The sequence below is a fragment of the Arthrobacter vasquezii genome (genome assembly GCF_029455255.1).
Classification (GTDB): domain Bacteria; phylum Actinomycetota; class Actinomycetes; order Actinomycetales; family Micrococcaceae; genus Arthrobacter_D; species Arthrobacter_D parietis.
This window is the reverse complement of sequence record NZ_JAROKN010000032.1, coordinates 15,095-36,208: the sequence shown is the minus strand read 5'-3', so window position 1 is coordinate 36,208 and position 21,114 is coordinate 15,095. Positions and strand designations below refer to the sequence as shown.

21 protein-coding genes and 1 tRNA gene are annotated in these 21,114 nt (G+C 63.0%); 12 read left to right on the top strand and 10 right to left on the bottom strand.

All coding sequences use genetic code 11. The features are described from left to right. Both P4U43_RS11900 and P4U43_RS11895 read left to right on the top strand, forming a co-directional pair. A partial coding sequence (locus P4U43_RS11900; protein ID WP_277358928.1) for a glycerate kinase occupies window positions 1-711 on the top strand: 711 nt, incomplete at its 5' end. A 104-nt stretch (window positions 712-815) separates the two neighbouring features. Further along, window positions 816-1,280, top strand: a complete 465-nt coding sequence (locus tag P4U43_RS11895) for a MarR family winged helix-turn-helix transcriptional regulator (protein WP_277358927.1) — start codon at window positions 816-818, stop codon at window positions 1,278-1,280. A 14-nt stretch (window positions 1,281-1,294) separates the two neighbouring features. Here the strand turns inward: P4U43_RS11895 and P4U43_RS11890 are convergent, their stop codons facing one another. Then, window positions 1,295-1,984 carry a FadR/GntR family transcriptional regulator gene (locus P4U43_RS11890; protein WP_277358926.1) on the bottom strand — a complete coding sequence of 230 codons (690 nt, stop codon included), beginning with the start codon at window positions 1,982-1,984 and terminating at the stop codon, window positions 1,295-1,297. A gap of 76 nt (window positions 1,985-2,060) precedes the next feature. Between P4U43_RS11890 and P4U43_RS11885 the strand changes: the two genes are divergently transcribed. The 3 genes from P4U43_RS11885 (at window position 2,061) to P4U43_RS11875 (ending at window position 7,008) form a co-directional block, all read left to right on the top strand. Beyond that, window positions 2,061-3,287, top strand: coding sequence for an alpha-hydroxy acid oxidase (locus P4U43_RS11885; RefSeq protein ID WP_277358925.1), 1,227 nt, complete (start codon window positions 2,061-2,063; stop codon window positions 3,285-3,287). A 159-nt stretch (window positions 3,288-3,446) separates the two neighbouring features. Next, window positions 3,447-3,743, top strand: coding sequence for a hypothetical protein (locus tag P4U43_RS11880; protein ID WP_277358924.1), 297 nt, complete (start codon window positions 3,447-3,449; stop codon window positions 3,741-3,743). A gap of 268 nt (window positions 3,744-4,011) precedes the next feature. Continuing rightward, window positions 4,012-7,008 (top strand): FG-GAP-like repeat-containing protein, encoded by a 2,997-nt coding sequence (locus P4U43_RS11875; RefSeq protein WP_277358923.1) that lies wholly within the window; start codon window positions 4,012-4,014, stop codon window positions 7,006-7,008. A gap of 63 nt (window positions 7,009-7,071) precedes the next feature. On the opposite strand, the gene P4U43_RS11870 is transcribed toward P4U43_RS11875, so the two are convergent. After that, window positions 7,072-7,359, bottom strand: a complete 288-nt coding sequence (locus P4U43_RS11870; RefSeq protein WP_277358922.1) for a CDGSH iron-sulfur domain-containing protein — start codon at window positions 7,357-7,359, stop codon at window positions 7,072-7,074. Between the two features lie 199 nt (window positions 7,360-7,558). On the opposite strand from P4U43_RS11870, the gene P4U43_RS11865 reads away from it, so the two are divergent. Genes P4U43_RS11865 through P4U43_RS11855 form a run of 3 tightly spaced genes read left to right on the top strand, consistent with a single transcriptional unit; the run spans window position 7,559 to window position 9,395 of the window. After that, on the top strand, window positions 7,559-8,323 hold the full coding sequence (locus P4U43_RS11865) for a hypothetical protein (protein WP_277358921.1): 765 nt from the start codon (window positions 7,559-7,561) through the stop codon (window positions 8,321-8,323). Next, window positions 8,323-8,778, top strand: a complete 456-nt coding sequence (locus P4U43_RS11860; RefSeq protein ID WP_277358920.1) for a phage holin family protein — start codon at window positions 8,323-8,325, stop codon at window positions 8,776-8,778. Before P4U43_RS11865 ends, P4U43_RS11860 begins: the two co-directional genes overlap by 1 nt. Further along, the gene (locus tag P4U43_RS11855; protein WP_277358919.1) at window positions 8,775-9,395 is read left to right on the top strand and encodes a DUF3618 domain-containing protein; all 621 of its coding nucleotides are present in this window, start codon (window positions 8,775-8,777) and stop codon (window positions 9,393-9,395) included. Before P4U43_RS11860 ends, P4U43_RS11855 begins: the two co-directional genes overlap by 4 nt. A gap of 65 nt (window positions 9,396-9,460) precedes the next feature. Here the strand turns inward: P4U43_RS11855 and P4U43_RS11850 are convergent, their stop codons facing one another. Continuing rightward, a complete protein-coding gene (locus P4U43_RS11850; protein WP_277358918.1) occupies window positions 9,461-9,919 on the bottom strand; it encodes a MarR family winged helix-turn-helix transcriptional regulator in 459 nt (152 codons plus the stop codon). 111 nt (window positions 9,920-10,030) lie between these two features. Continuing rightward, a tRNA-Ala gene (locus tag P4U43_RS11845) sits at window positions 10,031-10,103 on the bottom strand. 69 nt (window positions 10,104-10,172) lie between these two features. Between P4U43_RS11845 and P4U43_RS11840 the strand changes: the two genes are divergently transcribed. Genes P4U43_RS11840 through P4U43_RS11830 form a run of 3 tightly spaced genes read left to right on the top strand, consistent with a single transcriptional unit; the run spans window position 10,173 to window position 13,319 of the window. Beyond that, window positions 10,173-11,639, top strand: coding sequence for a DHA2 family efflux MFS transporter permease subunit (locus tag P4U43_RS11840; protein WP_277358917.1), 1,467 nt, complete (start codon window positions 10,173-10,175; stop codon window positions 11,637-11,639). A 32-nt stretch (window positions 11,640-11,671) separates the two neighbouring features. Next, on the top strand, window positions 11,672-13,150 hold the full coding sequence (locus tag P4U43_RS11835) for a S10 family peptidase (protein WP_277358916.1): 1,479 nt from the start codon (window positions 11,672-11,674) through the stop codon (window positions 13,148-13,150). A gap of 46 nt (window positions 13,151-13,196) precedes the next feature. Next, window positions 13,197-13,319 carry a hypothetical protein gene (locus P4U43_RS11830; protein WP_277358915.1) on the top strand — a complete coding sequence of 41 codons (123 nt, stop codon included), beginning with the start codon at window positions 13,197-13,199 and terminating at the stop codon, window positions 13,317-13,319. 19 nt (window positions 13,320-13,338) lie between these two features. Here P4U43_RS11830 and P4U43_RS11825 read toward each other — a convergent pair whose 3' ends face one another. Then, on the bottom strand, window positions 13,339-13,839 hold the full coding sequence (locus P4U43_RS11825; protein WP_277358914.1) for a DUF456 domain-containing protein: 501 nt from the start codon (window positions 13,837-13,839) through the stop codon (window positions 13,339-13,341). A 105-nt stretch (window positions 13,840-13,944) separates the two neighbouring features. Between P4U43_RS11825 and P4U43_RS11820 the strand changes: the two genes are divergently transcribed. Then, window positions 13,945-14,844, top strand: a complete 900-nt coding sequence (locus P4U43_RS11820; protein ID WP_277358913.1) for a hypothetical protein — start codon at window positions 13,945-13,947, stop codon at window positions 14,842-14,844. A gap of 78 nt (window positions 14,845-14,922) precedes the next feature. Here the strand turns inward: P4U43_RS11820 and P4U43_RS11815 are convergent, their stop codons facing one another. From P4U43_RS11815 to P4U43_RS11795, 5 genes are all read right to left on the bottom strand, one after another. Continuing rightward, complete coding sequence (locus tag P4U43_RS11815) at window positions 14,923-15,405, bottom strand: hypothetical protein (RefSeq protein WP_277358912.1); 483 nt, start codon at window positions 15,403-15,405, stop codon at window positions 14,923-14,925. Next, on the bottom strand, window positions 15,402-17,867 hold the full coding sequence (locus P4U43_RS11810; protein ID WP_277358911.1) for a molybdopterin oxidoreductase family protein: 2,466 nt from the start codon (window positions 17,865-17,867) through the stop codon (window positions 15,402-15,404). Before P4U43_RS11810 ends, P4U43_RS11815 begins: the two co-directional genes overlap by 4 nt. Further along, window positions 17,842-18,966, bottom strand: coding sequence for a glycosyltransferase (locus P4U43_RS11805; RefSeq protein ID WP_277358910.1), 1,125 nt, complete (start codon window positions 18,964-18,966; stop codon window positions 17,842-17,844). Before P4U43_RS11805 ends, P4U43_RS11810 begins: the two co-directional genes overlap by 26 nt. After that, on the bottom strand, window positions 18,963-19,991 hold the full coding sequence (locus P4U43_RS11800; RefSeq protein WP_277358909.1) for an iron-containing redox enzyme family protein: 1,029 nt from the start codon (window positions 19,989-19,991) through the stop codon (window positions 18,963-18,965). Before P4U43_RS11800 ends, P4U43_RS11805 begins: the two co-directional genes overlap by 4 nt. Before the next feature lie 143 nt (window positions 19,992-20,134). Continuing rightward, a complete protein-coding gene (locus tag P4U43_RS11795) occupies window positions 20,135-21,016 on the bottom strand; it encodes a manganese catalase family protein (RefSeq protein WP_277358908.1) in 882 nt (293 codons plus the stop codon). Between the last annotated feature and the right edge of the window lie 98 nt (window positions 21,017-21,114).

Genomic DNA, 21,114 nt, shown 5'->3' with positions numbered 1-21,114 from the left:
GGCGGCTCGGGCGCCCTGCGTGCCCTGGGCGCCAAGATCCTTGACGACGACGGCGGGGAACTTCCCCTGGGCGGGCTGGCTCTGGCACGCGCGGCGGCCCTGGACCTCTCCGGCCTGGATCCCCGTCTTCACCGTGTCCGGCTGCGGATCGCCGTCGACGTACAGAATCCGCTCTTCGGCCCCGACGGTGCTGCGCACGTGTTCGGCGGGCAAAAAGGTGCCGACGCCGGCCTCCGCACGGAGCTCGACGCCGCACTGGCCCGGTGGGCACAACTTCTGGAAAACACCACGGGGGTGGACGTTCAGCAGCCCGGCGCAGGAGCCGCCGGTGGGTTCCCTGCCGCCTTCCTGGCCTGCACAAAAGCCTCGCTGGAGCCTGGCTTTGAGCTGGTTGCCGGCCTCACCGGGCTGGACGAAAAGCTCGCTCACGCTGATGTCGTGCTCACCGGTGAAGGTTCACTCGACGCGCAATCGCAATTCGGAAAGGCTCCGCTCGGGTTGGCGGACCGCGCACGGGATCTCGGCCTGCCGGTGCTTGCTGTTGCCGGGCGCATCACGCTGTCCGACGCCGATCTGGCAGCCCACGGAGTAGTGCACGCTCGTAGTTTGGCGGACGCCGCTCCTTCAATTGCGGCCGCCATGGACGGTGCAGCAGGGTACGCGGCTGACGCTTCCGAAGCTGTCCTGAGGGCACTCCTCTCAAATTCCTGAGGCTTGACAGCTACCTTTCCCGCCCTGCACGGTTGATTCCACAGCAATCATAAGTAAGCTGATGATTAGATGGATAAATGAATCGACAGGGAAGGTGACAGCGCATGCCCGATCTTTCAGCCTGGTCGACAGGCCGGCTTCTCACGACAGCAGCGCGGCTCGTTGAGCAATCGTGGAACCAACGCCTGGCTGAACTGGACGTCACCCACGCCGGGTTCACTGCCCTGGCCGTACTGGCAGGTCACGGGCCGCTCCGGCAGGCGCAGCTCGCCGAACTGGTGCATGTGCAGGCTCAGACAATTGGAAAGACCCTCAATCGGCTTGAGGCCAAGGGGCATATTGAACGTACCCGCGGGGATGACGATCGCCGCAGCCAGACAGTCCGCATCACCGAGAAAGGCCTCGCGACGCTGGAGAAGGGCCGCAACATCGAGCGCACGCTGGTATCGGATGAGGCACTGTTGTCTCCCGAGCTACGCTCGCACCTGCAAGCCGCAATTGAGGAACTGGCGGAACCGCAGCGTCAGGTCCGCGGGCGGAGTGGACTCCACGCAGTGGAAGATCAGTAGCGGAAGACCAGCGATCAGGACCCGGAGAACCCGGCCTCTTTATAGAAGCCCTCGATATGGTTCGCCACCATCTCCGCAGCGAGTGCGCCGTCGTCGTTCCTGATTGCATTGTGGATGTCGCGATGCTCGGCGCGGAGGCGGGCGGAGGTCGCCGCCCAATCAGGCAGGGTGCGCGTGAGGCGGAGCGTGTAGCCCTCAATGGATTCCCTGAGCGAAGACATCATGGCGCCAATCAGCACGTTGCCGGCCGCGTCAGCCAGAGCAACGTGAAAAAGCGCATCAAGACGCAGGAATTCCTTCTCGTCCGGAGCTGAAGACTCCATCGCCTCGAGGAGCGCCGCGGCATTCTCCATTGCGGGCGCTGCGGGCCTGGCATGGGCTGCCGCCCAGGTTTCCAGAAGCAGGCGCGTCTGGACGATGTCCTCGATCGGCAGGTGCGAGGTCGCCATGTGCAGGCGAAGTGCTGCGCCCAGTGCGGCACCGGGATTGGCAGTGATCACCGTGCCGGCACCCGGCCCGGATCCGACGCCGGCCCGGACAATCCCCATTGCCTCCAGCACCCGTATCCCCTCGCGGGCCGACGCCCTCGAGATACCCAACTGTTCCGCCACCATGCGCTCACCGGGCAGCCGGTCCCCAACGGCAAGGCGCCCCGCCGCAAGCTGTTCCTCAAGCCATGACTGAACAAGCTGGTGGGTGCGCATCAAATAAGGCTACCTTGCGTGGTCAGACCACATCGAGCTAGTGTGGTCGGACCACACGCCGACCCGAAGGTTTCCCATGTCCTACACGCCCGAAGCGCTGAAGCGCCGGATCCCCAAAGTTGCTGACCTGGCCCCTCTGATGCAGTTCAAGAAGCCGGAGTTCAGCCAAAGTGCCCGGTTGGGGCGTGCAAACACGATCGGCGATCTTCGCACCATCGCCAAGCGTCGCACTCCCACTGCTCCCTTCGATTACACCGACGGCGCGGCGGAAGCGGAGATCACCCTGCGGCGGGCGCGCGAAGCTTTCCTTGACCTCGAGTTCCGCCCCGGGATCCTGCGGAACGTCGAGAAGGTCGACACTTCAGTTTCGGTCCTGGGCAAGGAGTCTGCCCTGCCGTTCGGCATCGCACCCACCGGCTTCACCCGCATGATGCAGTCGGAGGGAGAATACGCAGGCTCCCAGGCAGCCGAAGCCGCCGGAATCCCCTACACCCTTTCCACCATGGGAACTGCATCCATCGAGGACGTAGCGCGGGCAGCGCCGTCGGGGCGCAACTGGTTCCAGCTGTACCTCTGGACGGATCGCGAGCGCTCCATGGAGCTCATCGAACGTGCAGCAGCGGCGGGCAATGACACGCTGATGGTCACCGTTGATACTGCGGTGGCCGGCGCCCGCCTGCGTGATGTGCGCAATGGCATGACCATCCCGCCGGCACTCACCGTAAAGACGGTCATCGACGCGTCCTATCGGCCGGCCTGGTGGTTCAATTTCCTGACACACGAGCCACTCGCGTTCGCCTCACTCAACCGCTACTCGGGCACCGTCGCTGACCTGATCAACTCCATGTTCGATCCCACTTTGACCTTTGATGACCTCGACTGGCTGCGTGAGGTGTGGAAGGGCAACCTCGTGGTCAAGGGCATTCAAACGCTCGACGACGCCAAGAAGGTGGTGGACCACGGTGCGGACGGGATTGTGCTCTCCAATCACGGCGGCCGACAGCTGGACCGCGCCCCTATCCCCCTGCGGCTGCTTCCGGACGTCGCCGCCGAACTGAAAGGCAAGACGTCCATCATGCTCGATACCGGCATCATGAGCGGCGGCGACATCGTTGCCGCCCTCGCCCTTGGTGCGGACTTCACCCTGATCGGCAGGGCATACCTGTATGGGCTCATGGCCGGAGGACGGGCAGGCGTAGACCGCACCATCACTATCCTGGCAAAGGAAATCACGCGCACCATGCAGCTGCTCGGGGTAACACGAGTAGAGGATCTGACACCGGATCATGTTCGGTTCCTTTAACAGTTTTTGTCGCCTAGTTGCTGCCTAAATCTCCTTGGAAGGGCAACTAGGCGACAAATACTTTCCCGGGGCTTACTATCATGAGAGGAACTCGCGGGGCGCGGGATCCGCGAGACCTGGGGGTCACATAAAATGAAGCGACGGCGGGTGCATTATCCGTTGAAATACAGGCGTGCCCGTACGGTGATTTACGCCGTCGTGCTTTTCTGGCTGTGGACGTGGCTTGGCAGCGCGGCGTTCATCGCCAGCCTGTTCAACTCCCCCATCCACGCCATCATCGCCATGTACGCGCTCTTCACTTTCATCCTGCTCTCTCTTCCAGTTTTCCTGCTGGCTCTTGCCCAGATGGCCTTGAACCGCCCGGTTGTTTCGGCGGAGGCCGCAGTCGTTGTCCGGCTGGATCCGCGTCTGGCGGGCCACTCGGAGCGTACGCACACTGCCCGCACCGCTTCCTGATTTCATTTGCTTTTTGCCTAATAATTAGGCTAGGCAATTATGAATTGCCGAGCATTTCTCGCTCACTATTCCTCTTGCGGATATCCTGCGGGAAAACTGAGCTTCCTTGGACAATCCTTTGCGAATTCCCGGCGATTTACCGGAGATAGCTAAACCTATACTTGGTGCGGGGCTTTTAGGGCTGATGGTCTCGAAACAGCCCGGGCGCCGTCGTAGGGGGACACGGCGGCGCCAGCCCCACCCCACACTCGTACCACCAAGGACTTCCATGCTTTCACTTCAGCGTTCTACAGCTGCGCTCACCGGCGTTTTGCTCCTGGCCGCAAGCCTTTCGGCCGGGGTACATCCGGCAGTGGCACAATCCGTCCAGCCCTCGCCGATTGCAACACAGGAGCCGGCTGTAACCTCACCTGTCGCAACCCAGGGGCCGGTGCAGAGCCCGGTACCCCAGGATGTTTCACCCGCCGAATCCACGACCGGCGAGGTGGTGCCCGTTGAGGCGGTGCCGGCTGAGGTCGCGACTGTGGAGGAAGCGCCGGCCGAAGCCGCGGACATTCATGAGCTCTTCCCGGACGGGTTCCCGGCCCATCCCGACCACACTTTCGAGGGCCCGTTGGCGAAGGATGGCCACTCGTTCACTTCCACGACTGAAGGGGCGGCCATGTCACCCCTCGGCGCCGGCGGAACGCTCTCGCGCGCAGGTGACATCAAGGTACGGTTGGTGACCGTTGACCTGGCAGACAGCACCGCGACTGTCCCGCGCACCACAGCCGAAAACTCGATCGCTGTCTCGAGCAAGTACTGGAGGAGCATGTCGAACGGCCGGCTCTCCATGTCGGTCGCCTCACGGGTGTGGGACCATAAATCGGCCGCCAAGTCCACCGATTCCTATGACCAGATCATGAATAAGGTGACATCGGAGCTTCGCTGGTCTTACAGCCCATACACGGCGCTGGTGGTCTTCATTCCAACGCCTTTGAAGGAGGGCTACCTCGGTTACGGCTGGAGCAGCAACGGAACCAGTGGCCGCATTCTGATGCCGCAGGTCAGCAACTTCACCACGAACGTCGTTACGCACGAGTTTGGGCACGTACTCGGCCTCATGCACTCCGACTCGCTGCAGTGCACGAGCGGCCAACCGGACACCGCAAGCTTCACCTCGGGGTGCTCGATCCGGAGCTACGGCGACACGTCCGATCTCATGGGCATCTCCCGTTGGTTCGAAACTCCCGCTATCAGCTCAAGCTTCTGGGACTACGGTGGATTCGGACGCGGGGACGAAATCCGAAACGCCGGCGTGGCCTCCGGGAGCAAGACCTACACCCTTTATCCCTGGGCCGGCACGGCCGCCAACCGCGCTGTGAAGTTCACGGACCCGAAGAGTGGCGAAATTTACTACCTCGAACTCCGTGTCCCAGTCGGTTTCGACAGGAACACTGCCACCGGTGGCAACCGCGGCGTCAAAATCGTGCAGAGCGGAGGACTCACACCGGCGTCGTCGCTGCTTTTGATGCCCTCCAGCAGGCCCTATACGGGCTACTACGCGGACAACACCGCCTGGCAAGCCGGCAGCACGTTCACCACCCACGCCGGCACAACGGTGCGCATCAACTCAGTCTTCGATACCTACGCTTCTGTCACGATCGATGCCAGGCCGCAGGGGGCTCCTGCCCGATCGGACATGAATGGCGACGGGACTCCGGACATCGTTGTGCGCGACGCCGCCGGCGTTCTCTGGCTCTACCCGACCACTTCTACCGGCAGCTTTCAGCCGCGTGTCCAGATCGGGTCCGGCTGGGGCGTCATGACGTCTATTCTCCTGCCCGGCGACTTCAACGGTGATGCACACGCAGACATCCTCGCGCGTGACGGGGACGGCCGGATGTGGCTGTACGCCGGCACCGGCACGGGTTCAATTCGGTCCCGTGTGCAGGTAGGTTCAGGCTGGCAAGGGATGACGGAACTGATCACGCCGGGCGATTTCGACGGCGACCGCAACGTTGACGTGCTGGCTCGCAAGAGCGACGGAACGCTGCACCTCTACTCCGGGAACGGTGCCGGTGGGTGGAAGGGAAGCTCCCAGCGGGGTTCAGGCTGGAGCGTCATGACCTCCATACTGAGCCCGGGAGATTTCAGTGGCGATGGCAAATCGGACCTTCTGGCCCGCGACTCGGCGGGAAATCTCTTCCTCTACCCCGGGAATGGCACCGGAGGCTTTGACTCCCGGCGCCAGGCCGGGAGCGGATGGGGCGGCATGACGTCGCTGATCGGCTCCGGCGACCACAACAGCGACGGCAACGCGGACCTTGTGGCCCGGGACGGCGCGGGAACACTGTGGCTCTATAAGGGCAACGGCACCGGAGGCTTCGCCGGACGCTCGGAGATGGGCGTCGGTTGGAACGAACTACTCATCGCTTCCGTGACCGTCAACGCAGCAGCTGAGGCACCAGTGCAACCGGCTGCACCCGTGGCACCTGTGCAGCCCGTGGCACCCGAGCCTGTGAAACAGTCTGCCCGTACGGACATGAACGGCGACGGCCATCCCGACATCGTTGCCCGTGATTCGAGCGACCGGCTGTGGCTGTACCCCAGCACCGCTACCGGAACCTTCGGACGAAAAGCGCAGATCGGCTCCGGATGGGGCGGCATGAACATGATCCTCCTGCCGGGTGATTTCAGCGGCGACGGCGTCTCCGATGTTTTGGGACGGAACGGATCGGGTGAGCTCTGGCTGTACGCGGGCACAGGAACCGGAGCTGTGACGTCCGGCGAACGGGTAGGAAACGGATGGGGCGGCATGACCGCGCTCGTGACGCCCGGTGACTTTGACGGCGATGGACTCGCTGACCTCCTGGCCCGCACCCGCGACGGCGGTCTCTATCTCTATCCCGGCAACGGCAAGGGCGGATGGGGCAGCAAACAGCAGATCGGTTCGGGTTGGGGCGGTATGACCGCGCTCCTGAGCACCGGAGACTTCAACGGTGACGGCACCTCGGACCTTCTCGCCCGTGACTCCAACGGTGACCTCTTCCTCTATCCCGGTAACGGCAAGGGCGGGTTCCTGTCCAAGACGAAGGCGGGTCACGGCTGGAACGTGATGAGCGCGTTGGCCGGACCGGGGCCATGGGGCTCAGATTCCACTGCGGATCTCCTCGCCCGTGACGGCAGCGGGAACCTCTACCTCTACAGCGGTAACGGGACCGGCGGCTTCAGCGGTGGAAAGAAGATCGGCCAGGGCTGGGACGGGATGTACATAGCGGAGTAACACCACACCGTGGCGTCAAAGGCCGCCGGAATCGCTCGCTGAGCGGTACCGGCGGCCTTTTCCTTACCCCTGGGGCGTTTGAGAAGCCTCGGACCCCGCGGACTGAGGAGAATCGGGCAAATCCGGCTCCGTGCGGAAGTTGATGAGCTTATGTGTCCCGTCGCAATACGGCTTGATTGTCGAGGCTCCGCAGCGGCACAGCGCCACAGTCTTACGACGACGAGGCACCGGTTCGCCCGTGGGAGTGACGATGGGCACCTCTCCCCTTACGAGCAGAGGCCCGTCGGGGCAGGCAACAATACTGACGTCGTCGTTCCGTGATGATCCCGGTGATGCGGATGATCCAGTCATGAGTCTCCCTGGTTGCGCTTGTAGCCCTAGCCGACTCCCGCTCAGAATACTAAGCTGGCTGTCCACACAGGTCCCTGCGAGCTTGGCGGTTTGAACGGGAGTTTTCGTTGCGGTCTTGTGATCATATGCTAAGCATGCTTATTGTGTAGATGCGATGGCTTACCTTCCAGAAGTCCTCCACATCAATAAAGGAGTCATTATGAGCACACAGAACTGGTCAGAAGACCCGCTGGTTACTTCAACGCCGGGCGCGCAGAACACCTCGTCCTCCGGACAGTCCACTAAGTCTGCTGCAAAGGATGAAGCCAAGGATGTAGGGCGGCAGGGCGCAGACGCAGCCAAGGGCGTCGCACAGACCGCGGGGTCAGAAGCGAAGAACGTGGCACACGAGGCCGGCGCCCAGGCCAGGAACCTTGTCGGCGAGCTTGGCTCCGACCTGAAGAGCCAGGCCGGAACCCAGCAGCAGCGCGTCACCGACGGTCTGCGCTCCCTCAGCGATGAGCTGAATTCCATGGCGCAGAACTCCGAGAGCGGCACCGCCCAGCATCTCGTTCAGCAGGCAGCCCAGCGAACCGGGAGCGCTGCTTCATGGCTTGAGGGACGTGATCCGGGATCACTGCTTGACGAAGTTACCGGCTTTGCCCGCCGTCGGCCCGGTGCGTTCCTGATGGTCGCAGCCGGAGCAGGCCTCCTCGCGGGACGCCTCGCACGCGGCCTTCAGGGGGGATCCGATTCGAGCGGCTCACCCTCGACCGGCAGCCCCGCCGGATCGGCAACAGGCGGCCAGCACGTCGCTACCTACCCGCCGGTGCCTGACGAATACGGAACCGACCAGCCGGCGTATGGCGCCGGCATCGACACACCGCCGGTGGCCCCGCCAACCACCACGCCTACAGTCACACCAACCACTCCGCTTAGCCAGCCCGGAGTAACCGGCACTGAATCAGGGAGGGACTTCCGCTAATGACCGAGCCACACCTCCACGGATCACATGCGGCGCAACCGCCGCCGCCGAGCCCGGACAATGACCAGGGTTCGAATGCCTCTTTGGGGCAGCTGCTCAGTGAGGTCACCAGTGACCTGTCGACGCTGATGCGCCAGGAACTCGAGCTCGCGAAAGCTGAACTGCGTGAGTCAGGAACGCGCGCGGGCAAGGGCGCTGGGATGTTCGGCGGCGCCGCAGTCGCTGGGCACTTCGTGCTTCTTTTTCTTTCCCTCGCTCTGATGTGGGGCCTCGCCGAGTGGATCGAGAGCCTTGGGTGGGCCTCGGTGATTGTTGCCGTGATCTGGGGCATCATCGCTGCAGTCCTCGCCTTGAAGGGGAAGAAGGAAATGAAGTCGATCAAGGGCATGCCGCAGACCGCTGAGACAGCCAAGGAAATTCCGCCTACGTTGAAACCAGGAGAGCACACGCCATGAACCAGACACCTGATGAAATCCGTGCGGACATCGAACGCACCCGCCGCGAACTGGGCACTGATGTTGACGCCGTCGCGGACAAGGTAAGTCCGTCGAACATTGCCCACCGGCAGACCGACAAGGTCAAGAGCGCGCTTGGCAACGTCAAGAACAGCGTGATGGGCTCAGCCCATGATGCCTCGCACTCTGCCAAGGGCAGTGCGCACGGCGCCTCCCAGTCAATGAAAGACTCGGCACACCATGCAGGTGACGCACTTCATGACGCACCGCAGCGCGTCACCTCGAAGGCGCAGGGAAACCCTCTCGCCGCGGGCTTGATCGCCTTCGGAGCCGGCCTCCTTGCCTCCTCGCTCATCCCGGCGAGCCAGAAGGAAAAGGAAGCCGCCCAGGCTGTAAAGGAAAAGGCACAGCCTCTCGTCTCCGAAGTGACAGACGCCGCCAAGCAGGTAGCCGAAGACATGAAGGAGCCGGCACAGCAGGCCATGGACTCGGTCAAGCAGACCGCCACGGACTCAGCCAATACAGTCAAGGAAGAAGGCACGAGCGCTGCCTCGGACGTCAAGGACCGGGCTCAGGATGCCAAGTCCAACGTTCAGAGCAGCTCGAACACGCCGTAACTCCTGAAGAACAAACCGCTGGCGCTGTACGGATTCCGTACAGCGCCAGCGGTTTGTCGCCTAGTTCAGCTGTTTTGGCCTGCCTGCTCCACGCCGTTCGGAGGGAAACGGGCGGGAAGCAGATCCTCGATAACCTTCATCAACAGCCGGCGCAGTTCAGGAGACGCACGCTGCAGGTCGAGCGCGAATTCCCGCTCGTGACGCTCCGCCTCGGAGAGCAGCGATCTGCCAGGCTCGGTAAGGCTGACGACGAAGGTTCGGCGATCGCTTTCACTGCTGTGGCGGTAGACCAAACCCTGCTGCTCGAGGCGTGCCAGTGTTCGCCCGACAGTCTGCGCGGTGACATGAAGATGGTCAGCCAGCTCAACCTGAGACAGCGGGCCGTGAGCCTCGACGGTGCGCAGCGTGATGAAGGCGGCATGCGTAATTCCGAGCGCGTGAAGACGCTCGTTCCAGGCATTCTCGGTCAGGCGGGCAGCGGTGGTGAGCATTCGTTCCGTCGTCCAAAGGTCCGTGTCCGGCATCTCCGCCTCTTCTCATCTGGATCCGGATTAAGGGATTCGTAATCAGTGGACCCGTGGATGATTTCTTGTCTGCAGGCCGGTGCTGAATACACACTATCGCGGCGGGGACAGTGGAGCTTAGGGGAATCGAACCCCTGACCTTTTCATTGCGAACGAAACGCTCTACCAACTGAGCTAAAGCCCCGGAGCAACCAAGATACCTCAGCATGCGGGACAAGAACCAACTGTCAGAGCCCGGCTGTACCCTCGAATCATGCAATCCTCCGCTCCGGAGATCCGCGCCTGGCCGGCGCTATGGTCGCTCGTCATCGGGTTCTTCATGATCCTCGTTGACTCCACCATTGTCTCTGTCGCCACGCCCGCCATCATGGAGGGCCTGCAGGCAGACATAGACAGCGCCATCTGGGTCACGAGCGCCTATCTACTTGCCTACGCCGTGCCGCTGCTGGTCACGGGACGGTTGGGTGACAGGTTCGGGCCCCGCCGGATCTACCTCGCCGGACTGGCAGTCTTCACTGCTTCGAGCGCCATGTGCGGTTTCGCCGGGACCATCGAACTACTTATCCTCGCCCGCGTTTTCCAGGGGCTGGGCGCGGCCCTCATGACGCCCCAGACAATGTCCGTCATCACCCGCATCTTTCCTCCGGACCGACGGGGCTCAGCCATGGGTCTCTGGGGCTCCGTGGCGGGCATCGCCACTCTTGCCGGCCCCATTCTGGGCGGTGTCCTTGTTGACACGCTCGGCTGGGAATGGATCTTCTTCGTCAACCTGCCTGTCGGCGTCATCGGATTCTTCCTGGCCTACCGCCTGGTTCCAAACCTGACCACCACAAACCACTCCTTCGACCTCCTCGGCGTGGTTCTCAGTGCAGCAGGAATGTTCTGCTTGGTGTTCGGTCTTCAGGAGGGTCAGACCTACAGCTGGGGTCCTATTGCCGGGCCCATTTCAGTGTGGTCCCTCATCATCACCGGTGCCGTGCTTTTCACTGCCTTCCTGGTGTGGCAGCGCTACAACCGCAAAGAACCGCTGGTGCCGCTGAAGCTTTTCCGTGACCGCAACTTTTCGCTCGCCAATACGGCAATCTCAGCCATGGGTTTCACCATCACAACCATGAGCCTGCCGCTCATGCTCTATGCGCAGAACGTTCGCAACCTCTCACCCACGCAGGCTGCGATGCTGCTGGCCCCCATGGCGATCATCTCCGGTGCGCTGGCTCCTTTCATCGGAAAGCTCGTCCAACGCGGAAACCCCAAGTACATGGCCATTTTCGGCTTCACCGGCATGGCAGTTGCATTGTTCTGGCTCGCGTCACTGCTCACACCGACCACCCCTATCTGGCTGCTGTTGCTGCCTCTCGCGCTGATCGGCCTGGCAAGCGCAGGCATCTGGGCTCCGGTCTCGCTGACAGCCACACGCAATCTCGCGCCGTCGCTCGCCGGCGCCGGATCCGGCGTCTACAACACCACGCGTCAGGTGGGAGCCGTGATTGGAAGTGCGGGCATCGCGGCAATCATGCAGGCACGTCTGGCGGCAAACGGTGCCGTGGGCACACCGGCGCGGTCGGCGGAGTATGCGGCAGCCATGGGTGAGTCGCTGCTTCTGCCTGGAACCGTCGTCGTCATCGGTTTGATCGCAGCGCTCTTCTTCGCCCGTCCGGAACAGAATCATCTATGGAGCGCTGACGTCGAACCGACCATGCAAACTTCCAAACGGGGGTAGTTGCCTTCCGTAACCACCGATAGGCTCAAGGGATGGCAGAAGAATTCGCAACTGAAAATACCACCGTCGAGAAAACGGAGCCCGACGCCGTCAAGGAAGTCAGCGACGACTTCGTGACACGGCAGCACACCGCTGCCTCGGGCCTCGAATACACCACCACCACCGGCCGGCTGGTTCTGCGGCGTGAAGAAACCAAAGACGGCAAATCGGAGGGGTTCAAGCCGAAGGCCGAGATCTTCGTCGTCGCGTACACCAAGGACAACAGCACTTCTGAGCGGCCGGTCACTTTCGCGTTCAACGGCGGTCCAGGTTCTTCTTCGGTCTGGCTCCATCTCGGACTGCTGGGACCACGCCGTGTGGACTCAGGTGATGTCGGGGCGATGACTCCCCCGCCCTTCGGTCTCGTTGACAACCCCGAGACCCTCCTCGAACACAGCGACCTCGTTCTGATTGACCCGGTGAGCACGGGCTTTTCGCGGGTGATTGAGGGTGAGAAGACCGACGAGTTCCACGCTTTCGTCGAGGACCGCGACCTCGTGGCGGAAGTCATCCGCCTGTGGACTACGCGCAACAATCGATGGCTCTCGCCCAAGTACCTCGTGGGCGAGTCCTACGGAACCCTTCGGGCGGTCGCCGTTGCCGGCCGCCTGTTCGATGCCTATGGCATGGCGGTCAACGGCCTCGGCCTCATTTCCACGGTGCTCAACATGTCAACACTCCGCTTCTTCCCGGGCAGCGACACCCCGTATGCATTCCACCTCCCCACCTACGCGGCGATCGCCCACTATCACGGCCGACACCCCGGCAGGGAGCTCACCGATGTCGTTCGCGAGGCGGAGGAGTACGCCTCCCGCGATTTCGGCTATGCCCTCAGTCAGGGCGCCCGGCTCACCCAACCCGAGTACGACGACGCCGTCACCCGCCTGAGCGCGCTCACCACCCTCGACGAGGGCTTCATCCGCCGCACGAACCTGCGCTGGGCGTACCACGAATTCGCGGCTGAGCTCCTGCGGGCGGAGGGACTCGCAGTGGGGCGGATCGATGGGCGCTTCACAGCGCCGCCGGCCAACCCGCAGTCCTCCAGTTCCACGGATGATCCGAGCATGCGCGCCATCACAGGGCCGTTTGCGGCGGCGATCAACCACTACGTGCGCGCCGAGCTTGGGTATGAGAATGACCTCCCGTACGAGATCCTTACCGCGCGGGTCCAGCCCTGGAGCTACCGGACCTTCGAAGGCGCACCCGTTGACGTCAGTGACGTGCTTGAGCGGCTCATGGTCCACAATCCGGCGCTGCGGGTACACGTGGATTACGGCTACCAGGACGGCGCCACTCCGCACTTCGCGGCCGAGTACGTCTTCGCCCATATGGCGCTCAATGATGAGGCTCGGGCAAGGATCTCGCACCACTACCACGAGGCCGGTCACATGATGTATCTGAAGCCCGAGTGCAGGCTTGCGCAACTCGAGGCCCTCAGGAATTTCGTCACCGTCGATCCCGCACAGAATTGATCAGTGTGCTTACCATGGAGGTTCATTCCACGAAAGGCGGAACAACATGCTGAAGAAAATCCTCTGGATGCTCGCACCGGTCATTGCATCGAAACTGCTCGGCAAGCGCCAACAGGGCCAAACCAACGCCAAGAACACGCGCGGGAAGAACCGCGGCTACCGGCGGTAGGCGTTCATTCCGTGGCGGGTCAGCGCATGGCGAAATGTGCCCAGACGGCAAGGATCCATGCGCTGCCCGCCGCGCACGCAAGCAGGAGTTCCACCACGATTCCAAGGCCCAGGGCCTTCAAGGCCTCGCCGCTGGAGGTTACAGCCGCCCTGAAATCGCGCAGCCTTGCGGCTTCGCTGAGCAGCAGGCCAACAACGAATCCGACAATCAATCCCACCACCGGGATGACGAACATCGCCGCGACGCCCAGCACCAGCCCTACAGTGATGGACCGCCCCGGAATCTTCCGCTGACGCAGCTTTCGCCCCGTCAATATGGTTCCCGCCAGGAGTCCGGCCAGAGCGAACACCCCGCCCACGGCGAGCGCAGTCCAGCCGGGACCGCTCGTCACGGTGAAAGCCCACACCAACAGCGCACCGATGATGAGAATGCTGCCGGGGAGGATGGGGATGACCACGCCAGCCACTCCGACGGCGATGGCCAACCCGCAGATCACGGTGACAAGAATTTCCCAATCCATACCCCCAAGCATGCCACCGCGCGGAGCGGCGCCCTTGTATGCACAACGTCGTAATACTAAGGTTGCTTATGAAGTCGCCTTAGGGCCCTGACATCAGGAGGCACCATGAGTACACCAGGAACAGGGAACAACGATCGGGACTACCGCCCCAAACATGCGGATGAGTCCGCCCCTCTGGACGCCGGTGATTCCCGGCGCTCCGACGCGCGTACGCCAGAGGCCGAGACCCGGGCGATGGACGTTGACCGCAATAACGACGGCGTTGACGACCGCTCCCAGCGCGATGACCGCTCGAGCCACACAGCGGCCGTACCCGTGTCACACACCAGTGACCGGAAGGACCACGACCGTCGTGGAAGGGACCTCGATCCCGACGCCAATCGGGATTATGACCGCGACCGCGCCGTCACGCCGGTTCCCGTCGGAGCGGAGCGGGATGCGCTTCACCAGCGCGAGAAAGAGACGTTCGGCGGCATGAAGTTCGGCGCCGCCTTCTTCGGCTGGCTGACAGCCACCGGCATGGCTGTCATTCTCACCGCACTGGTAGCGGCTGCAGGCGCGGCGTTCGGCCTGTCGACCAACACCAGCCTGAATGAGGCAACCAACCAGGCATCACAGAGTGCCCAGACGGTCGGAATTACAAGTGCGATCATCCTGCTTGTCATACTGCTCGTCGCCTACTACTGCGGCGGATACGTTGCAGGGCGCATGGCCCGCTTCAACGGCGCCAAGCAGGGCATTGCAGTGTGGCTGTGGGCCATCATCATTGCCATCCTCGTTGCCATTCTCGGCCTGATTTTCGGATCGCAGTTCGATGTCCTGGCCAACCTGAACAGCTTCCCCCGCCTGCCCCTGAATGAGGGCACGCTCACCACGGCCGGCATCATCGCCGTCGTTGTGGCGCTGCTTGCAGCGTTGGCCGGTGCGGTGCTGGGTGGCCTGGCCGGTATGCGGTATCACCGCAAGATCGACCGCACGGATTACGACGCCATCGACAACCGGTAGCGCAAGGGCAAGTTTTGTGCAGCTCCGGTGGGATCCGACGATGTCGGCCCACCGGAGCTGCACAATTTCTTGGGCGGATTAGCTGGTCAGCGCCTGCGTAGAGTTCACCTTCAACATGGCGTTGGCCCAGCGCATCTGCCGCAGCGTCTGGGGATGGCACCGCTTCGTCACGTCGAGGAGATCCGTGTGCTTGATCCCCTGCGCGGCCTGGGCGAGCATCTCCCAGTCCGCTGATACACCGGATGCCTTCATATAGATTTCCCGCAGGTCACGCAGCATCAACAATGCCGGGGCGCTCCGCCGCCCGAGAATATCGCTGCCTGCCTCGCGAACTTTCTCAGCCAGGTTGAACTCCTGCCGCGGTTCGGGATCAAGCTTCTGGCCATAGTTCTTGCCGATCTCGGCGATCTCCCGGACGTGGTCCTGTGACCACCTCGCGAGGTCCCTGCCCAGGTGGTAGATCTCATGATCCACCTTGTTGCGTTCGGAGACCTGCAGCAGTTCAAGTGCCAGGTCATTCTCCGAGCGATGCAGCTCGTGGAGTACCAGACCGATCTTCATCGTTGCCCTCCCGTACCAGCGCCATTCAGCGTCTCCTGGGCCTCGGCGTTATGCGAGCCCTTCGTTTCCCACCCGATCGGGCGGACGGGAGCAGACGCCGTCGTTGTCGGCGCTGCCGAATGCCCTTTGCCGGATTTGAGCTTCCGGATGGTTGCTGCCGCCGTTTTGAAGATCGGCTGTTTCGACGCCGGATCCCAGTCAGTAATTGTCAGCTCATTTGCCGCCCGGCCGGCCTTGTCGGGCTTATGACCCCCGTCCGTGTCCCAGTAGCCGTAGTGGAACGGCAGGAACAGCACGCCGTCGCGGATGCCGCTGATCCTCACCTTCGCCTCAACAGACCCGCGTGGCGTGGACACACGGGTCTGATCTCCCTCTGAGATACCGAACGCCTTGGCATCGTGGTCTGACATCTCCACCCATACCTCGGGAGCGGCGGCCTGGAGCTGCGGAGCTCGCGCCGTCTTGGTCCGGGTATGGAAGTGGTAGAGGGTTCGGCCGGTAATGAGCTGGAATGGGTACTTCTCGCTTGGGATCTCATGCGGCGGCATGTATTCAGCCGCCTTGATGATCGCCTTGCCCTCAGGATTCATGGCTTTGTACTCGTCGGGTTCAAGCGGCGCACCGGTCACGAGGTCACGCCCGTAACTCTCGCAGTACTCCGGCGAACTCCAGAACTTGCCGTCGGCATAGATTCGTTCGGAACCCTCCGGGTTCTCCTCATTGCAGGGCCACTGGATTCCCGAGCCTCCGCGGAGCTTTTCATAGGTAATGCCGGTGTAGTCGCACGGACGGCCACGCGTGCATTCCTTCCAGGCCTCGAATGCGGATTCCGGGTCATGCCATTTGACCAGCGGCTGACCGTCCTTGTCGCGGAGGTCCAGCCGGCGCGCGTAGTCGAGAAAGATGTCGAGGTCGGGCTTGGCCTCCCCTGGCGGATCGACGGCCTTCTCAGAGAGGTGCACCGTACGGTCCACATTGGTGAAGGTGCCGGTCTTCTCTCCCCACGTGGCCGCAGGAAGGACAACGTCAGCCAGCTGCGCGGTCTCGGACAGGAAGATGTCCTGCACCACCAGGAACAGGCGGTCCTGCGTCAACATTGAACGCACCCGCTGCAGTTCCGGGAGTGACACAGCCGGGTTAGTTCCGCTGACCCAGAGCATGCGGATGGATCCGTCCTCGACGTAGCGCATCATCTGCATTACGTGCGTCGGCGGCGAGTAGTGCGGAATCTGCATGGGTTCCACGTTCCAGACCTTCGCGAGATCCTTCACGTGGGCGTCATTGGACCAGTTGCGGAATGCGGGAAAGTCCCCGTCACCGCCGCACTCGCGGGTGTTCTGAGCGGTTGGCTGGCCGTTCATCTGCAGGATTCCGCAGCCGGGCTTGCCCAGCATTCCACGGATGATGTTGATGTTGTTGACCTGAACGGCTGCGGCCGTGGCCTGGTTGGACTGATAGAAGCCCTGCAACACAGTGGAGAGCAGCCTTTCGGCCTGTCCGATGATCCGTGCAGCTTCCCGGATCTTGTCAGCCGGCACATCACAGATGTGTTCCACAACCTCCGGCGGGTATTCCTTGACCCGCTTCTCGAGTTCGCTGAAGCCGACTGCATGCGCCTCGATGTAGTCGGAATCGATCCAACCGTTCTCGATGATCTCGTGGAGCAGCCCGTTCATGAGGGCCACGTTGGTCCCCGGGCGCGGAGCGAGGTGTACCGTTGCCGCCTTGGCCACCGGGGTCAGGCGGGGATCCACGCAGATGATCTGCGGCGGGTTGGGACCGGCAAGGCGGTCAAGGACCCGCGTCCAGAGCACCGTCTGCGTCTCTGCCATGTTGTGGCCGTAGAGTGCGATCACATCGGCGTGATCAATGTCCGTGTAGGAACCGGGCTGGCCATCACACGCGAACGATTCCTTGAGGGCGGCGGCCGCAGTGGCCGTGCACAGGCGCGTGTTGCCGTCCACGTGGTTGGTGCCGAGTCCGCCGTGGGCGACGATGCCGAGGGTGTAGTACTCTTCAGCGAACAGCTGGCCCGTGGTGTAGAAGCCGATTGCGCTGGCTCCCTGCTCGTCGAGCAGGTCCCGGGTTTCCCCCACGATCCTGTCCATCGCGGTGTCCCAGTCCGTCTCGACAAGCTTGCCGCGCTTGCGGATGAGCGGTTTGGTCAGCCGGTCAGGAGACGAGTTGGCCTGCCAGCCATACAGGTCCTTGGGCCCGAGTCGCCCGTGGTTGACACGATCATCAGCCCTCCCGCGAACGCCGGCGATACGGTCATCCTTCACGGCAATGTCGAGTGCATCACCGTTGGAGTGAAGAATGGAGGCAGTCTGCACCCAGCGATCGACGTTCGCCGCGCTCAGGCCTTCCTCCAAGTGCATGTCCACCCGTATGGGCCACTGCTCACCCGACGCATATGGGGTCCGCGTACCCCATGGTTCAGCTATGCGGTCCTTCTTGGTCATGCACTCGCCTCCAGTGTCTCGGTGAAGATTGCTGGGCGTGTTGGTTGCCGGACGGAACCAGCGCGCTTATCGATGGGTCCTCTTTGACGGTAGCGAAGCCCGCCGGGCCCCACAAGGGCACGCTGTGGCCCGGCAGCCTTACTTCCGCGTGTCTAAGCCTCAGAAAGCGCAGTGAGTTCCCGGCCTTCGCCAGTTTCGATCCGGCGTAGGGAATTCCGCCGGTCAGGCGAAGAAACAGGGCCGCCCAGACGGTCAGCATTCGCTCAGCCATCCACGCCGGTGCCCACAGGGCGGCTGTCGCCGAAAAAACCAGCCTGCCGCCCCGCCGTCGTCGTCCTGTCTCCGCCAAACCGACGACGACGGCGGCAACCGCCGGGACGGCAAGCGCACCATAGCGGCGCACCAGCAGGAACAGCGCGGGAAGCAGGAACAGCTCGAGGAGGAGCCGCGGCGGCTGAGCGAAGTCATCGTAGGCCTGCCGGATCCGTTGCCGGCGGAAATGACGGACGGGAGGCGGGATCCTGCCGACAAACAGGTCATCCGCGCGAATTTCCTTCCCACCGGCGGCCCGCACCGTGCGCAGGAGCTCGAGGTTTTCGAACAGGACGTCGCCGTCATAGCCGTCGGTGGCTCTCAGGGTGGAGCGCCGGACGCCCAGGGTGCCCGGGAAATCGGAGCCCAGGGCGCGGTTGAGCAGGGTTCGCCCGGTATCCCAGCGGGCATGCCACGGAAGGGCGAGGAAGTAGTTTTGGGGACGGACGGCGTCGGCGTCGTCAAGCAGCTCCAGCATCCGCCGGAACGCAGGCGGATCGTAGCGGACGTCGTCGTCGGCAATGATGATCCGTTCACAGGAGGCCTCTGCCAGTCCGGTCAGCACCCCCGCCACTTTTCCATTGCGGCAGGTGAACCGGGGCCGGAGGTGGCGAACCGCCGGCGGCAGGGCCGCTGCATGCCGGTGGAACAGTTCAGCCGGCGATCCGTCCACTACGAGCACCTCAGCCTGCTGCGCAACCTCTCCGAGGTATACAGCGAGCGCGGCCAGGCCGCAGTCCTCAGTCCACCGCAGGGGCAGGATGTAGGTTGCTGCGGGCCGTGTCATACCGGAACGGGCGCGGTGACCCGGAGGGACGATTCACCTTTCTCCCAGCTGGCGATGATGTGCTCGCCCAGCATGCCGTCGAGGGTGAGGGCAGCCGTTGCTCCGAAGTAGACGTCCTCGAGCAGTTCCGGCTCGGCCTCCACCAATCCGCCCGCGAGGTCCCGCCCGGCGATCTGCTCGTGGACGGCGTCGGCCTCGACGTGTTCGTCGAAGTACCAGGTCACGTCCTCGTCGAATCCGAGCCGCCGGAACCCGTTGCCATACAGACGGTTGGGCTGGGACGAGGTCATCTCATACGCTGCGAGATGCCCCACAATGGCGCCGCGCAGCCGCCTGTGCAGCCCAAACAGGGACATCATGTTGGAGGATGCGAGGGTCAGGGCCGGCACAGCGTCAACGTAGCGGCCGTAGGTGTCATCAAGTCCCACGCCGCGCATGGTGCGCGCGAAGAGCGCCGAGTGCATGCGGTCCGGCCGCCCGCCGCCGTACTCATCCGCCTGGATTTCCACCATTGCCGCCTTGGCGCGCCCCTTCAGCCGCGGGATGGCCCAGGTGTGCGGATCGCCTTCCTTGAGCTGGTAGACCGATTTGTGAATCAGGAACTCCTGCGCCTGTTCAAGGGTTGCCTTCTTCGCAACGAACCGGGACACGCTCGGGCCAGTATCACCCGCGGTGAGCTCGAACAGAACGGCTGCCACGCCCTCGCTGTCGCGCGGCTCCAGCGAGGGAAGCTCCACTGCGGCGCGGAGGGCAGCTTCAAAGTCCCGCTCCATCTCCAGGCGGACCGCAAGAAGGTCGGGTTCCCACTCCCAGGCGGAGTGCGCTCCGTCGATGCCGCCGTAGTGCAGCTCATAGAGGCAAAAGAGGGCCAGCTGAAGGTCTTCATCTGCCAGTATTCCGGCAGAACTGCCAAGCCCGGCACGCACTGCTTTCTGGAGGGTCCCGATGGCCTCACCATCCGGTGCCTGCGGGAGCAACTCCAACAATGCCGCGCTGGCGACCCCGCGTGGTTCAGGACTCTTCATGGCAAACCCCTTTCTACCCGGTGGGCCGACGACGTCGTCCCCATCACCACCATAGTACTAAGCCTGCTGTTTATTTTAGGACGTGCGCACGCGGAACAGCCCGCCGCACAAGGCATGACGGGCTGTTCAACCGAAGGTGGAACCTACTCTTTGTTCAGCTTGTCCTGCATGCTCCCGGCCATCTTCTCCATGGTGTTCGGCAGTTCAGTCGTTCCGTAGAACCGCGAATCAGGATGGGTGGGCGGCGGCATGGGCGCCGATGTCGTGGGTCCGTCGTGGTACGTGAATTCGCCCTTGCCGTCCGGTGCAGGACCGGACGCCCAGGAACCCTCGGCGGCCGCTTCCCCATCGGAGAAGTTCTGGTACTGGTAGGACACGCTTCGTTCCTCTTTCTTGAGGGGGAAATTGCTCGGCACAGGAAGGTTCTCCGAGCCTTCTTCCTGCAACTCACGAGCCGCTGCGATCCACTGATTCTGGTGCATGGTGTCACGCGCGAGGAGGAAGGAGAGCATGTCCCGGATGCCGTGATCATCGGTCATGTGGTAGAGCCGGGCAACCTGCAGGCGGCCCTGCATCTCGGCATTGGCGTTGGCCGTGAAGTCGGCCAGCAGATTGCCGCTCGCAGTGATGTAGCTGCCGGACCAGGGGTTGCCCATGCTATCCACCGGCCGCGCGCCCGCGCCGGCGACAATCGCCTGTTGCATGTCAGTACCACCGACGACGGCGGCAATCGCAGGATCGGACTGGACGGCGTCGTCGGTGATACCCAGAGGCGCCTTTTCCAGCAGCTGGGCGATCATGGTCGCCAGCATCTCGACGTGGCCGAATTCTTCCGATCCGATCCCGAACAGCAAGTCGCGGTACTTGCCCGGAATGTGGCTGTTCCACGCCTGGAAGCTGTACTGCATTGCGACGGTGATCTCGCCGTATTGCCCGCCGAGAACCTCCTGCAGCTTCCTCGCGTACACGGCGTCTGGCTTGTCGGGTGTGGATTTGAACTGTAGTTCCTGCTTGTGAAAGAACACGGGGATACCTCCGTGATTGTGGCTCCGGATCTGTTCGGCCAACTCATCTGTCCGGGCTGGAGACCGCGGAACCTCGTTTTTCGACGCTAACCCGAGCC